Source organism: Cupriavidus consociatus (genome assembly GCF_017814975.1).
Taxonomy (GTDB): Bacteria; Pseudomonadota; Gammaproteobacteria; order Burkholderiales; family Burkholderiaceae; genus Cupriavidus; species Cupriavidus consociatus.
In genome coordinates this window covers 123,047-136,520 of sequence record NZ_JAGIQA010000002.1, presented here as the reverse complement: position 1 = coordinate 136,520, position 13,474 = coordinate 123,047, and the positions used below count along the sequence as shown (strand labels likewise).

Sequence of the window (13,474 nt, the reverse complement as noted above, 5' to 3'; positions counted from 1 at the left end):
TCGGCGTTGCGCGGCAGTTCCCGGTTGTCGCCTGGTGCGCTAAGGCGGCAGCGAAGCCCGGAATTGCCCGCGGTGCTAACCGTGGGTTTACGCCCCCGCGATCCTGGCATCTGCCGCAAAAGGCGCGGCTGCCACATGATGTCTTCGCATCAACGGAACGGGAGTGGAGCATGGCAAGCCGGCAAGACCTGCCCCTGGCAGGCATTCGGGTAGCGGAGTTCGGGCAGTTCATCGCGGCGCCAGGCGCGGCCATGATGCTGGCCGACCTGGGCGCCGACGTGGTCAAGGTGGAAGCGCTGCGCGGCGACAGCGCGCGGCGCTTCGACGGCACCAGCCCGCAGAGCCCGATGTTCCTGGCGTACAACCGCGGCAAGCGCGGTATCGCGCTGGACCTGCGCAGCAGCGCTGGCGTGGAGGCGGCGCGCCGGCTGGCACTGTCCAGCGATGTGGTGCTGCATAACACCCGCCACGGAGTGATGGAAGCGCTGGGCCTCGACGCCGGCACGCTGCGCGCAGCGAAACCGGAACTGGTCTATGCCGCGATCAGCGGCTTCGGTACGCGCGGCCCGTCGCGCTCGCGCCCCGGGCTGGACATCGCCGCGCAGGCCGAAAGCGGCATGATGTCCGTCACCGGCGAGGCCGGCGGGCAACCGCTGAGGGCCGGCTTCGCGCTGATCGACGCGGCCACCGCGCTGGCCGCTGGCAACGCCATCCTCGCTGCGCTGTTCCGCCGCTTGCGCACCGGCATGGGAGAGACCGTCGAGACCTCGCTGCTGCAGGTCGGCATCCAGCTGCAGGCGCAGCTGTGGGCCGAGTACCAGTGTTCCGGCGCGCTGCCGGTGCGCAGCGGCAACAGCCAGCCCAAGGCCGCGCCCGCGGCCGACGTGATCGCGGTGGCGGACGGGCACGTGGTGCTGTCGGCATACCTCGACGAGCACTTCGGCCGCCTGTGCCAGGCCATCGGCCAGCCCGCGCTGGCGCAAGACCCGCGCTTCGCCAGCAATGCGCTGCGCGTGCAGAACCGCCCCGCGTTGCTGGCCATCCTGCGCGAGGCGCTGCGCCACCTCAGCGGCGATGCCGCGCGAGCGTTGCTGGAGCGCCATCACGTCGTCGTCGGCGTGGTGCGCGACTACCGCCAGGTCGGCGCCAGCGACGACGTGCGCGCCAGCGGCATCCTGCGCGCGGTCGGCGACGGCGAGGGCGGCCAGTTGGAACTTCCCGGACTGCCGTTCACGCTGGCAAGCATGAAGGCCGACGACATAGCCGTCGTGCCACGGCTCGGCCAACACACTGCCGAGGTGCTGGCCGAACTCGGCTACGGCGCCGCGCAGATCAAGGATTTGGTCCGCGCCGGTGCGATCGGATGCGAACAACAGGAGGCGGCATGAGCGCAACGACCACGTCGCCGGTGCTGCTGGTGCGCCATGCCGGCTGGGCCGAGATCGTGCTGAACCGCCCGGCGCGCCGCAACGCCATCGACGCTGCGCTGGCCCGCGCGCTGGCCGATGCCGTCGACACCATCAACGCCGATGCCGAAACGCGCGCCGTGCTGCTGCGCGGCGCCGATGGCGCCTTCTGTTCGGGCCTGGACCTGCAGGCCGTGCAGACAGAGCCCGGTGGCATGGCCGCGTTTGCGCGGATTTGGGAAGGGGTACACGAGTCGCTGTTGCAAAGCCGCAAGGCCTGGATCGTCGCGCTGGAGCGCCATGCGGTCAACGGCGGCGCGGCGCTGGCGCTGGCCGGCGACCTCATGGTCTGCGGCGCCGGCGCCTTCCTGCAGATCGGCGAAATCCGCCTCGGCATGGCCGCACCGCGCAACGCGGCGTGGCTCGCGCTGCGGCATTCCGAAGCGGTGGCGGCGCGGTTGTGCCTGCTGGGCGACCGGGTGCCGGCCGCCGATCTGTTGCGGCTGGGCATTGCCACCGAAGTCACCGACGACGCCCAGGTGCTGGACCGCGCGCGCGAGCTGGCCGCGACCATCGCCGGCTTCCCTGCCGACGGCGTCGCCGCGATCAAGGGCGGCATGCGCGCCGCCAGCGCCCGCCGCCATATCCATCACTGAAGCGAGGCCCCGCATGACCGTATCCGTTACCCCTGACAGCGAGGCGTCGCTGCAGGACTTCCGCAGCGAAGTGCGCGCGTTCGTCGCACAGGCGCTGCCGCATGGCGTGCGCGAGAAGGTGCGCCTTGGCCTGGAAGTCAACAAGGACGAGATGATCGACTGGCAGCGCCGGCTGGCCGAACGCGGCTGGCTCGCGCCGCACTGGCCGCGCGAATGGCAGGGCCAGGGCTGGAGCGCCGGGCGCCGCGCCGCGTTCCAGGAGGAACTGGTGCTGGCCCACGCGCCGGAGACCGGCGGCATCTCGATCGAGATGATCGGGCCGATCCTGATCCGCTATGGCACGCCCGCGCAGCAACAGTACTTCCTGCCGCGCATCCTCAATCTGGAGCACTGGTGGTGCCAAGGCTATTCCGAGCCCAACGCCGGCTCCGACCTGGCCTCGCTGAAGACCCGCGCGGTGCGCAAGACCCGTCCCGACGGCACCGAGGTCTACGTGGTCAACGGCAGCAAGATCTGGACGTCATACGCGCAGTATGCCGACTGGATCTTCTGTCTGGTGCGTACCGACAGCGGGGCGCGCGCGCAGCAGGGCATCAGCTTCCTGCTGGTCGACATGCGCAGCCCCGGCATCAGCGTGCGGCCGCTGGTGGGCATCCACGGCTGGCACCTGTTCAACCAGGTGTTCTTCGATGACGTCGAGGTGCCCGTGAACAACCGCGTCGGCGACGAGAACGCCGGATGGGCCATCGCCAAGTCGCTGCTGGAGCACGAACGCCTGAATCTGGCTCGCGTGGCCGAGAACCGGCGCCGGCTGGCCAAGGTACGCGCCATCGCCGCCGAACTGGAAGAGCGCGGGCAGCCGCTGCTGCAGCGGCCGTGGTTTGCGCGCCGGTATCGCGAACTGGACGTGCGTCTTGAAGCGCTGGCCGCAACCGTGCTGCGGTTTCGAAAGCGGGCGCGCGCCGGCGAACGGCTGGGCCCGGAGACCGGCATGCTCAAGCTGCTGGGCAGCCGGCTGATCCAGGACATCGAGAACCTGGCCGTCGATGCACTCGGCCCGCAAACGCTGGCCTACGACCGCGCCGCGCATTTCGAGCCGGCGGCGCCGCAGCCGGGGCAATCCGCCTACGCGGCAGCGGCTTCGGCCCGGCGCTTCGTCACCCGCGGCTACACCATTGCCGGCGGCTCCAGCGAGATCCAGCACGAGCTGCTGGCCAGGCAGGTGCAACTCTAGTCCCCGCACCGCTGCAACAGGAACCAATCCATGAGCGACCTTCACGACGGTCACGACGATCAGGACGATTGCCGCATGCTGCAGGACAGCGTGCGGCGCTATGTCGAACGCGACTACGGCTTCGCGCAGCGTGGCGCGGCGCTGGCCGAGCCGGGCGGCTTCTCGCGCAGGCACTGGCAGGCTTTTGCGGAGTTCGGCTGGCTGGCGCTGGGCCTGCCGCAAGCGTGCGGCGGCCTCGGCGATGCCAGCGACCAGGCCTTGCTGGCCGAGGAGCTGGGCCGCGCGCAGCCGGCCGAACCGTGGCTGGCCAATGCCGCGCTGTGCGCGCCGCTGTTGGCCGCGTGCGGCGATCCGGCGCATGTGGCCACTGCGATGGCGATGGTGGAAGGACGCACGCTGCTGGCAATGGCCGCGTGGGAGCCGCAGGGGCGCCATGACGCCTTCGACATTGCCACCACCGCGCGGCAGCACGACGATGCCACTGTCCGTTGGACGCTGGATGGCCGCAAGACACTGGTCCTCGCCGGCGGCAACGCCGACGTGCTGCTGGTGCTGGCCCGCACCAGCGGCGCGCGCCGCGATTGCGACGGCCTGACGCTGTTCGCCGTGCCGGCCGCAACGCGCGGCATTCACATCGAATCGCTGCCGACCTACGACGGCCGCCAGACCGCGAACGTGACGCTGCGCCGCGTCAGCGTGCCGGACAGTGCCCGCATCGGCGTGGTGGATGGCGCCTGGCCGCTGGTCGAAGCGGCCATCGACCATGCCACTACGATGGCCTGCGCCGAAGCGGTCGGGACCATGGACCGTGCCTTCGAACTGACGCGCGACTATGTGACGACGCGCGAGCAGTTCGGCCGCCCGCTTTCCGCCAACCAGGTGATCCGCCATCGGCTGGTGGACCTGTATGTCAGCGTCGGACAGGCGCGCGCCATCACCGAGGCCGCCGCTGCGGCCCTGCACGGCGATGTGCCCGCGCGCCGGCGCGCGGTCTCGCTCGCCAAGGCTTTCGTGTCGGTGGCGGGGCGGGCGCTTGGCGAGGACGTGGTGCAGCTGCACGGCGCGGTGGGCATGACAGACGAGATGGAGATCGGCCACTGCTACAAGCGGCTGGCCGCGCTGGCAAATCTGTTCGGCGATGCAGACTGGCATTACGAACGGCTTGCGGAGTCTGATCAGGCGGCGCAGGCACACGCAGCCTGAGGCGCCATCCGACTTTACCCCGGGCGCCGGCGAGCGCCCGTTCACAAGAAAGCCGGCAACGCACCGGCACAGCGCGGCCAATGCGCCGCACGGAGACAGCAGCATGTTGAACCATCCCACCGGCGCGCGCCGGGCCGGCTCTGCCCTCATTGCGGCGCTGGCCCTGGCGGCCGCCCCCGGCGCGCACGCCGAGGCCGCCTACCCCAACCGGCCGATCCGCATGGTGCTGCCGTCGGGCGCCGGCACCGTGACCGACCAGACCGCACGGCTGGTCGCCGAGCGCCTGACCACGGCGCTGAAGCAGCCGGTCGTGGTCGACAACCGCCCCGGCGCCAACGGCATCATCGCCAGCGAGACCGTGGCCCGCGCCGCCCCGGACGGATACACGCTGCTGTTCACCTATTCCGCCACGCTGACGGTGAACCCGTGGACCACGCCGTCGCTGCCCTATGACCCGGTAAGGGATTTCACGCCGATCGCGCGCCCCAGCGCGCCGGGCGGCAACCTGCTCGCCGTCAGCGCCCGCGTGCCCGTGCGCAACCTGCAGGAACTGCTGGCCTATGTGAGGGCCAGCAAGAGCGAGCTGGCGTACTGCTCGTGGGGCGTGGGCTCTGGCGGCCACCTGGCGATGGAGTACCTGAAGGCGAAGACCGGCATCCACCTGCGCCATATCCCCTACAAGACCGCGACCCAGTGCAGCAACGACCTGGCCGCCGGCCACGTGACCATCGGCATCACCGATTCCGTCTCGTCCATCCCGCACCTTAAATCCAGCCGCATTCGCGGCATTGCCGTGTCGGGCCCGGAGCGGCTGCTGCCCACGCCCGACGTGCCGACCATGACCGAGCAGGGCGTGCCGTTCCAGCAAGCCAGCTGGGTCGCGCTGTTCGGGCCCAGGGGCTTGCCCGCGCCGATCGTCGCGCGGCTCAACGCGGAGGTGAACCGCATCCTGCAATCGCCTGAAGACCGCCAACGCTTCACCGCGATGAACCTGAAGCCCGCCACGCCGACCAGCGCGGCCGAACTGGCGAAGCTCGTCAGCGCCGACCTTGCGGCATGGGGCGACGTGGTGAAGGTGGCGGGACTGAAGGCGGAATGAAGGCGGAATGAAGGCAACGAGCAGCAAGCGCAACACACGAAGACAACAACGAGGACGGGAGACAGGCAGCGTGAAGGCGAGACAGTGGATGGCGATGGGATTGGCCGGGGCAGCGCTCTACGGCGGCAACACGGTCGCGGGGACAATGCAGCTGTACGGCGTGGTCGATGCCTCGATCGAATACGCGCGGGGATCCGACAGCGTGGTGCGGATGCGGGAAGGCCAGCAGGCGGCATCGCGCTGGGGCATCCGCGGCATCGAAGACCTGGGCGGCGGCCTCAAGGCCAGCTTTTTGGTCGAGTCAGGCTTCAATATCGACAACGGCACCGAGTTCTTCGGCAACAACCGCCTGTTCGGGCGGCAGGCGTACATGGGCTTGTCCGAAGGGTGGGGCGAATTCCGCCTCGGCCGCCAGTACACGCCATCGTTCTATGCGCTGCTGCGGCTCGACCCGTTCCTGCTCAACGGTGCGGTGTCGCCGTTCAACCTGCTCAGCGCCACGGCATCGCAGGGCACCGGGCATGTCGCCTATGGCGCGCGCTTCGACAACGCCGTGCAGTACTTCTCGCCCAACTGGGGCGGCTTCGCCTTCGGCGCGGCGGTGGCGCCGGGCGAGGTGGCGGGCTCGCCGCGCTCGGGGCTGAACTTCGGCATGAACGCGACCTACGAAGCCGGCAACGTCTACGCGTTCTACACCTACCAGGGCATGTACACCGGCGCCAACGTGCCGGTCGAGCCGACGCTGACGTCGAACCACTTTGTCGGCGGTTCTTACCGGTTCAAGCCGGTGGAAGTCGGTTTGCTGTTCAGCATGGCTAGCAGCAACCGTCCCGAAACGCGGTCGGCGCGCCACTATGGCGTGACCTTCAGCTGGACGGTGACGCCGCGCGACGTCTTCAAGGCCGCGGCAATCAAGCGGCAGATCCTGGGCGGCGGGGAACGGCCGCTGGCCATGACCATCGGCTGGGATCATGACCTGAGCAAGCGCACCACGGCGTACATGCGGGCGGTGTGGGTGCATAACAGTGCGGGCGGCAGCGCCAGCATCAACAGCATCGCGATCGATCCGGGCAGCGGCGACGATGCCAGGTCGGTGAGCGTGGGCTTGCGGCATCGGTTTTGAGGGCCGGGGAGCCGGGGCGGGGCGGCATGCGCGGCATGCCGGCCAGGCATGCCATGCCGACGCAATGCTCATGGCAGGCCACCTCGCCGGTTCACACAATGGAAAGGCCAACCGGAGCCTTCCATGTCCTCATGCACTCTTTCCATCGAAGCGGAATGCCGGCGCCTGCAGCTGCCTGCCGGCGCAGAGCTGGTCTGCTGCGGCGGCAGCCTGTGGCTGACTTTCGAAGACGGGGACAGGCCGTCGCCTGACGTCATGCTTGCGCCCGGCGAACGCTACCGGCTGCATCGCGACGCCGATGTGTTTGTCGCCGCGCTGCATGGCACCGGCCCCGCGTTGTGCCGGGTCGAAGCGCCGTCACGCTCCGGCAGCGCGGGATCGTCGTGGGTCAGGCGCTTCAGGTGGCTGTGGCGCGCGTGGGCGTCGTGACAGTGTGCGCGACTTCCTGGCAGATCCATTCGGCCACGCGCCTGACATCCTCGCGCGGCTGGTCCGAGGCATGGATCAGCCAGTAGGCGTTCGGGCTGGGCGGCGCCTGCAGCGCCGTCGGCACGATCACGAGCTGGCCGCCATCGATCAGCGGCCGCACCAGTTCCAGCCGCCCGAGTGCGATGCCCTGGCCCGCCAGCGCGGCATGGATGACCTGGTCGTATTGGTTGAAGCGCAGCATGCCGCGCTGGCTCGCCTGGTGGTAGCCGCCTGGCTCCAGCCAGCTGCGCCACTGCAGCCAGGTGCGGGGATCGTCGAATTCCAGAAGCGGCAGGTTCAGCAGCGGCTCGTCGTGCCCGCCGGTTTCGGTAATCTCGCGCAGCAGCGAGGGATGGGCCACCGGGGCGATGTGCTCGCCGAACAGGCGTATGGCACCGGGCGGCGCCGCGGCGTCGCGGCAATAGCGCACGGCGAGGTCGATGCCCTCGGCACGCAGGTCGCTGATGCGGTTGCTGGCTGACAGGCGTACGTCCAGGTGCGGATGCGTCTTCTGCAGGCTGCCCAGCCGAGGCAGCAGCCACAAGCCCGTCACGCCGATGCTGGCGGTGACCGTGACCGGCCGCTGGCCCTCGATGCGGCGTACCTCGGCCACCACGTCCTGCAGCTGCTGCAGCGCGCTGTCGGCGCTGCGGAACAACCGTTCGCCCTCGGCGGTGAAGGCGACGCCGCGATGCTTGCGCACGAACAGCGGCACCTTCAGCTGCTCTTCCAGCGCGTGGATCTGCCGGCTGACCGCCGACTGCGTCAGGCACAGGTCGTCCGCGGCCTGGGTGATGCTCATGCGCCGGCCGACGGCGACGAAGCCCTTGAGCAGGTCGAGCGGGAACAGTCGGACGAGCGGGACAGACATGCGGGGCCTCCAGGCAAACACGGCATCAAGACGCGCGAAACCCCATTACAGCACGATCCGCGACGCCTCTGCCATGCGTGGTGCGCATGGCAAAACGACAGAATGATCGCTTGAGGCAGGGCGCCGGGGAAGCTGCAATAGAGCCATCCCGCGCCGCCTGGCGCCATCGTCCCATCGTCCGAAAAAGGGGCCCGTCATGACCACACCACTGCCGAACGCTTCCGCCGCAGTCGCTTCGCCGCAAGCCGCCACACCGTGGTGGCGAACGGCATGGGCGCTCGTGCTGGCCGGAGGATTGCTGATGGGGTTGGCGCTGGGCGTGCGCCACGTGCAGGGCCTGTTCCTGCTGCCCATTATCGGCGAGCGCGGCTGGACCCGCGAGACCTACGGCTTTGCGATGGCGGTGCAGAACCTGACCTGGGGACTGGTGCAGCCATTTACCGGCATGCTGGCCGACCGGTACGGCTCATGGAAGGTGATGGCCGGCGGACTGGTGCTCTATGCCGCCGGGCTGTACGGGATGACGCAGGCGGACACGTCGCCGGCCTTTTTCTGGTCGGCAGGCGTGTGCATCGGCATTGCGTTGTCCGGCACGACCTTCGGCGTGGTGTACGGCGCGCTGAGCCGGATGACCGCCGACCCGCAGCGCAGCCGCGTGCTGGGCCTGGCGGGTGCTGTCGGCGGCATCGCGCAGTTCGCGCTGGTGCCCGCTACGCAGGGGCTGCTGGCCGGATCGGGATGGGCGGCCACGCTGCTGATCCTCGCCATTGCGCTGGCCGTGGCGCTGCCGATGGCGCTGCCTTTCCAGGATCGCTCCGCCGTCGTCGCGTCGGCACGCAGTGGCGAAGTCAAGCCGGCCGGCGAGCTGCCGCTGCTGGCCGCGGTACGCGAGGCCCTCAGCCATCCCGGCTTCTGGCTGCTGAACCTTGGCTTCCTGGCTTGCGGCTTCCAGCTGGCCTTCATCGCCAGCCACTTGCCCGCCTACCTGCTCGATCGCGGCATGCGTCCGGCCGACGGCATGGCCGCGCTGGCCATCATCGCGCTTGCCAATGTGGCCGGCATCTATGTGTTCGGACTGCTGGGCGGGCGCCACAGCAAGAAATACCTGCTTGCCGGCATCTACCTGGCACGCACGTCGGCGATGGCGCTGTTCCTGCTGCTGCCGCCGAGCACGCCCGCCTTGTACCTGTTCTGCGCGGCGATGGGTTTCCTGTGGCTCGGCACCGTGCCGCTGACCAACGGGATCCTGGCGCAGGTGTTCGGGGTGCGCTATCTCGCCACGCTGTTCGGCTTCGTGTTCTTCGGCCACCAGCTGGGATCGTTCTTCGGCGTATGGCTGGGTGGACTGGTGTTCGAGCTGACGCGCTCGTACGATCCGGTCTGGTTCGGCGCCATGGTGCTGGGCGTGGTGGCCGCGGCGCTGCACTGGCCGATCGACGACCGGCAGATCGTCAGGACCGGCCTCGCGCCGGCACGGACATGAAGCCGCGCTGCGGAGCGGCACTCGGTGCATGGCTGTCGGCGCTCGGCCTCGCAGCCGTGTGCGCGGCGGCACTGGCAGCGTGGCTCGATCCGGCTTTTGCGCTGGCGTGGGTGCAGCTGATGGCACTGTGCCGGTAGCCCGCTGCCATGCGGTGCGGCCAGGCTGGCATCAGTACGTGAGCGGCACCTCGACGCCGACAGGCGCGACGTACTCCGTGATCCGGCGCCGCGACAGCTCCATGTGCGCGCGCACGATATCTCCGGCGGCCTGCGCATCGTGACGCTCGATGGCTTCGATGATCTGCTCGTGCTGGCCGGCCGCCTTGCCGAGATCCGCCTCCATGTCGTGCGTGGTCGGATGCCGGTAGAAGATCTTGCCGAGCCGGGCATGGTCGATCAGGATCCGGCGCAGGCTGGGCATCAGGTATGGGTTGTGCGCCATCCTGCCAATCTGCAGATGGAACTGGTCGTTGTACAGCACGCGATTCTCGACATCGTTCTTTTCGATGGCCTCGCGGAACCGCAGCTGGATCTGCTTCAGTTCATCGATCTCGGCACGCGTTGCATTTGTCGCGGCCAGCTGCGTGGTCGCGATATAGATCAGCGGCGCGGCCTGGAAGAAATTCCGCAGCGACTGATGGTTCATCGACGACACGCGCGCCGCCCGGTTGGCCTCCAGCTCGATATATCCCTCGGCCGCCATCTGCCGCATCAGTTCACGGACTGGCGGTCGGGACAAGCCGAACTCCTCGCTTAGCGCCAGTTCGTCCACCACGGCGCCCGGCGCCATCTCCATGCTGACGATTCGCCTGCGCAGGGCTTCGTTCAGCAGCGCCTTCCGGTCAACGGAGGGATCGGCCTGCAGGGACTCGTTCTCCGCGGCTGCCTTTGTCTTCGCCATCTTCATCGCCTTTGTCTATCAATCGTAGACATTTTATAGCAGGCGGCCGGGCGCGCGGTGCCGCCAGCCGGATTGCCGGAGAAAAAGGTGCGTTATAAGGCGTATCAGTCGTCATTTCGCTGCCGTGTTTACCCTGATGGCGGCATGTCTAGCGTATGAATATTCTATGTCTACAATTTGTAGACAAACGCACGCGATGACCACGACGATTGCGACACGCGCTCCGGCGCCGGAGCGCGAGCGGTGGAGACAAGGGCGACAGCGAGTTTTCGAGATGACCAAAGTAACTTCTATTCCCGCCGACGATTCGACTTGCGGCTGGTTTCACCTGAGCCAGCCGCGCAAGCCGAAGCCATCGCATTCGGGAGAGACCAGGGCGCGCTGGGTGGTGATCGGTGCAGGATTCACCGGCCTCGCCGCGGCCCGGCAACTGGCGCTCAACTTTCCGGGCGACAGGGTGGTGCTGGTGGAGGCCCAGGAGGTGGGATTGGGCGCTTCCGGGCGAAATGCTGGCTTTGCGATCGACCTGCCCCATGACATCGGGGCGGAGGACTACATCGGCGAGATTGAAACGGCGAAGACCAGCCTGAAACTGAACCTGACCGGGCAACAGATCCTCAAGTCGCTGGTGGAGGCACACCAGATCGATTGCCAGTTCCGGGCCTCCGGCAAATACCAGGCAGCGATCGAAGATCGCGGCGTCGCCGTACTCGACGCCTATCGCCGCGGCCTGGACAAGCTTGGCCAGCCGTACGAGATGATCGAAGGCGAGGCCTTGCCCGATCACATCGGCACGTCCTACTACCGCAAGGCGCTGTTCACACCCGGCACCGCGCTGATCCAGCCGGCGGCGCTGGTGAAGGGCCTGGCCAGCAGCCTTCCCGCAAACGTGGAGCTCTACGAGCACACGGCCATCACCGACGTGGAGTACGGCGAAAAGATCGTGCTCTCGCACCGGCACGGCCGCATCGTCGCGGACCAGCTGATCCTGACCAACAACGCCTTCGGCATGCGCTTCGGCTTCCTGCAAGGGACCATGCTGCCGATCTTCACCTATGCAAGCCTGACCCGGCCGCTGACACCGGCCGAGCAGGCGCGCCTCGGCGGCAAGCCGTTCTGGGGCCTGATCCCCGCGGACCCGTTCGGCACGACGCTGCGCCGCACCCACGACAACCGCATCCTGGTCAGGAACAGCTTCAGCTTCAATCGCGACGGACGGAGCCAGCAGAAATACCTGGACCGCTTTGTCAGGACTCACCGGGAGTCCTTCGAGCGCCGGTTCCCGATGCTGCCCGGCGTCGAATTCGAATACACGTGGGGCGGCTCGCTGGCGCTCTCGCGCAACCACATGGGCCATTTCGGCCAGCTCGCTCCCAATGTCTACGGCGCGCTTTGCTGCAATGGCCTGGGGGTGACGCGCGGCACCGTCACCGGGACGTTGCTGGCGGATTACCTGGCGGGCGAGCGCAATGACCTGATCGACTTCCTGCTGTCATCGCCGGGGCCGAACCGGAATCCGCCCGAGCCGTTCCTGTCGCTGGGCGTGAATGCCAACCTGTGGCTGGGGCAGCGCCGCGCGGGCAGGGAGATCTGATCGTTCATCCATGGGTCCCCGGACCCTTCGGTTTCATCAAAAAGACTCAGGTTCCGCATTCCATCGGGGCGGCCTGGGCATTGCAGGAGACAAGGCGTGGCAAACAATGTATCGATCGAAGACGTGCCGTTGAATGGGTTCCACCAGTTGCTCTGCGTCCGCTCCGGCGGCGGCTGGGTGCTGGACGGCTACGTCCTGAGCATCATCGGCGTGGCAATGGTGCAGCTGTCGTCCGCGCTCGAGCTGGACGGCTTCTGGCAAGGCATGGTGGCGGCCTCCGCCTTGCTCGGCATCTTTTGCGGCGGCTTTCTTGGCGGCCTGCTGACCGGGCACCTGGGCCGCCAGAAGCTGTATTTCTTCGGGCCGACGATCTTCGTGCTGTGCTCGGTGGCGCAGTTCTGGGCCGATTCGGGCGTGGCGCTGTTTTTCTTCCGCTTCCTGATCGGCGTGGGTGTCGGCTTTGAATATCCGGTCGCAGGATCCCTGCTGGTGGAGTTCTTGCCGAAGAAGTACCGCGGCCCGCGGCTGGCGATGCTGACCATCCTGTGGTTCGCCGGTGCGGCGCTCGCCTATATCGTCGGCAACGCGATCCTGGATAGCGGGCGGCCCGATGCATGGCGCCTGGTGCTGGCCAGCCCGGCGGCGATCGGCGTGGTTTTGGTGCTGTTGCGCATCGGCACGCCTGAATCGCCGCGCTGGCTGCTGAGCAAGGGGCGCACGGCAGAAGCCGAGCGCGTCATCAGGAAGGTCTATGGCCCGTCCTTCTCGCTGCGGAACCTGCCGGAACAGCCGCCCGAGAAAAAGGTATCGATCCTGAACCTGCTGCACTCGGGCTACGGCAAGCGCATGCTGTTCGTGTCGGTGTTCTGGAGCTGCTCGGTCATTCCCGTCTTTGCGGTGTATGCGTTCGCGCCGACGGTATTGCAGGCACTCAACCTGAAAGGCGCGTGGGCGTTGTATGGCTCGGTGGCCATCACGCTGCTGTTCGTGGTGGGCTGCTTCATCGCCACGCGGCTGATCAATGTCATCGGCCGGCGCAGCATGCTGATCCATAGCTTCCTGTGGTCCGGTCTTGCACTGCTGGGATTGGGCGCGTTCTCCAATGGCGCCGAGATGCTGGTGCTTGCGTTTTTCGGCGCCTACGCGGTGTTTATCGGCGGCGCCCAGGTGCTGCAGCTGGTCTATCCGAATGAACTGTTCCCCACCGAGATCCGCTCCGCCGCGGTGGGCCTCGGCGCCTCGCTGTCACGCATCGGCGCAGCCATTGGCACGTGGCTGGTGCCTGTCTCGCTGCAGAGCATCGGCATCGGCAACACCATGTTCGCCGCCGCCGCGGTCACGCTGCTCGGCTTGCTGGTATCGCTGGCACTGGCTCCGGAAACGCGCTCGCTCAGCCTGCAGGAAGCGGCATCGCTGACTCGCTAGGCCGCTCCGCCT

13 protein-coding genes are annotated in these 13,474 nt (G+C 68.1%); 11 read left to right on the top strand and 2 right to left on the bottom strand.

The window, feature by feature from the left end:
- Positions 1–170 precede the first annotated feature (170 nt).
- From J8I82_RS03775 to J8I82_RS03745, 7 genes are all read left to right on the top strand, one after another.
- On the top strand, positions 171–1,388 hold the full coding sequence (locus J8I82_RS03775; RefSeq protein WP_209754544.1) for a CaiB/BaiF CoA transferase family protein: 1,218 nt from the start codon (positions 171–173) through the stop codon (positions 1,386–1,388).
- On the top strand, positions 1,385–2,062 hold the full coding sequence (locus tag J8I82_RS03770) for an enoyl-CoA hydratase/isomerase family protein (RefSeq protein ID WP_209754542.1): 678 nt from the start codon (positions 1,385–1,387) through the stop codon (positions 2,060–2,062). Before J8I82_RS03775 ends, J8I82_RS03770 begins: the two co-directional genes overlap by 4 nt.
- 13 nt (positions 2,063–2,075) lie before the next feature.
- Positions 2,076–3,296: an acyl-CoA dehydrogenase family protein gene (locus J8I82_RS03765; RefSeq protein WP_209754539.1), complete on the top strand. Its 1,221-nt coding sequence runs from the start codon at positions 2,076–2,078 to the stop codon at positions 3,294–3,296.
- A 30-nt stretch (positions 3,297–3,326) separates the two neighbouring features.
- Complete coding sequence (locus J8I82_RS03760) at positions 3,327–4,499, top strand: acyl-CoA dehydrogenase family protein (RefSeq protein ID WP_245179381.1); 1,173 nt, start codon at positions 3,327–3,329, stop codon at positions 4,497–4,499.
- 103 nt (positions 4,500–4,602) lie between these two features.
- The gene (locus J8I82_RS03755) at positions 4,603–5,598 is read left to right on the top strand and encodes a Bug family tripartite tricarboxylate transporter substrate binding protein (RefSeq protein ID WP_209754537.1); all 996 of its coding nucleotides are present in this window, start codon (positions 4,603–4,605) and stop codon (positions 5,596–5,598) included.
- Positions 5,599–5,686: 88 nt separating this feature from the next.
- Positions 5,687–6,721, top strand: coding sequence for a porin (locus J8I82_RS03750; RefSeq protein WP_209755005.1), 1,035 nt, complete (start codon positions 5,687–5,689; stop codon positions 6,719–6,721).
- A 123-nt stretch (positions 6,722–6,844) separates the two neighbouring features.
- Positions 6,845–7,150 (top strand): DUF2917 domain-containing protein, encoded by a 306-nt coding sequence (locus tag J8I82_RS03745; RefSeq protein ID WP_209754535.1) that lies wholly within the window; start codon positions 6,845–6,847, stop codon positions 7,148–7,150.
- Here the strand turns inward: J8I82_RS03745 and J8I82_RS03740 are convergent.
- Positions 7,119–8,060, bottom strand: coding sequence for a LysR substrate-binding domain-containing protein (locus J8I82_RS03740; RefSeq protein WP_209754533.1), 942 nt, complete (start codon positions 8,058–8,060; stop codon positions 7,119–7,121). The two genes, J8I82_RS03745 and J8I82_RS03740, sit on opposite strands and share 32 nt — an antisense overlap.
- Before the next feature lie 196 nt (positions 8,061–8,256).
- Here J8I82_RS03740 and J8I82_RS03735 point away from each other — a divergent pair, with 196 nt between their 5' ends.
- Both J8I82_RS03735 and J8I82_RS03730 read left to right on the top strand, forming a co-directional pair.
- Complete coding sequence (locus J8I82_RS03735) at positions 8,257–9,543, top strand: MFS transporter (protein ID WP_209754531.1); 1,287 nt, start codon at positions 8,257–8,259, stop codon at positions 9,541–9,543.
- Positions 9,540–9,680, top strand: coding sequence for a hypothetical protein (locus J8I82_RS03730; RefSeq protein ID WP_209754529.1), 141 nt, complete (start codon positions 9,540–9,542; stop codon positions 9,678–9,680). The genes J8I82_RS03735 and J8I82_RS03730 overlap by 4 nt, the downstream gene beginning before the upstream one ends.
- A gap of 31 nt (positions 9,681–9,711) precedes the next feature.
- On the opposite strand, the gene J8I82_RS03725 is transcribed toward J8I82_RS03730, so the two are convergent.
- Positions 9,712–10,443 (bottom strand): GntR family transcriptional regulator, encoded by a 732-nt coding sequence (locus tag J8I82_RS03725; protein WP_209754526.1) that lies wholly within the window; start codon positions 10,441–10,443, stop codon positions 9,712–9,714.
- Between the two features lie 274 nt (positions 10,444–10,717).
- Here J8I82_RS03725 and J8I82_RS03720 point away from each other — a divergent pair, with 274 nt between their 5' ends.
- Positions 10,718–12,037, top strand: coding sequence for an NAD(P)/FAD-dependent oxidoreductase (locus J8I82_RS03720; RefSeq protein WP_209754524.1), 1,320 nt, complete (start codon positions 10,718–10,720; stop codon positions 12,035–12,037).
- A gap of 96 nt (positions 12,038–12,133) precedes the next feature.
- Complete coding sequence (locus tag J8I82_RS03715; protein WP_209754521.1) at positions 12,134–13,462, top strand: MFS transporter; 1,329 nt, start codon at positions 12,134–12,136, stop codon at positions 13,460–13,462.
- Positions 13,463–13,474: the final 12 nt, after the last annotated feature.

What these genes read in the sequence shown, in the direction of transcription:
- J8I82_RS03775 (WP_209754544.1), top strand. Translation starts at nt 171, where the DNA reads ATGGCAAGCCGGCAAGACCTGCCCCTGGCAGGCATTCGGGTAGCGGAG.
- J8I82_RS03770 (WP_209754542.1), top strand. Translation starts at nt 1,385, where the DNA reads ATGAGCGCAACGACCACGTCGCCGGTGCTGCTGGTGCGCCATGCCGGC.
- J8I82_RS03765 (WP_209754539.1), top strand. Translation starts at nt 2,076, where the DNA reads ATGACCGTATCCGTTACCCCTGACAGCGAGGCGTCGCTGCAGGACTTC.
- J8I82_RS03760 (WP_245179381.1), top strand. Translation starts at nt 3,327, where the DNA reads ATGAGCGACCTTCACGACGGTCACGACGATCAGGACGATTGCCGCATG.
- J8I82_RS03755 (WP_209754537.1), top strand. Translation starts at nt 4,603, where the DNA reads ATGTTGAACCATCCCACCGGCGCGCGCCGGGCCGGCTCTGCCCTCATT.
- J8I82_RS03750 (WP_209755005.1), top strand. Translation starts at nt 5,687, where the DNA reads ATGGCGATGGGATTGGCCGGGGCAGCGCTCTACGGCGGCAACACGGTC.
- J8I82_RS03745 (WP_209754535.1), top strand. Translation starts at nt 6,845, where the DNA reads ATGTCCTCATGCACTCTTTCCATCGAAGCGGAATGCCGGCGCCTGCAG.
- J8I82_RS03740 (WP_209754533.1), bottom strand. Translation starts at nt 8,060, where the DNA reads ATGTCTGTCCCGCTCGTCCGACTGTTCCCGCTCGACCTGCTCAAGGGC.
- J8I82_RS03735 (WP_209754531.1), top strand. Translation starts at nt 8,257, where the DNA reads ATGACCACACCACTGCCGAACGCTTCCGCCGCAGTCGCTTCGCCGCAA.
- J8I82_RS03730 (WP_209754529.1), top strand. Translation starts at nt 9,540, where the DNA reads ATGAAGCCGCGCTGCGGAGCGGCACTCGGTGCATGGCTGTCGGCGCTC.
- J8I82_RS03725 (WP_209754526.1), bottom strand. Translation starts at nt 10,443, where the DNA reads ATGGCGAAGACAAAGGCAGCCGCGGAGAACGAGTCCCTGCAGGCCGAT.
- J8I82_RS03720 (WP_209754524.1), top strand. Translation starts at nt 10,718, where the DNA reads ATGACCAAAGTAACTTCTATTCCCGCCGACGATTCGACTTGCGGCTGG.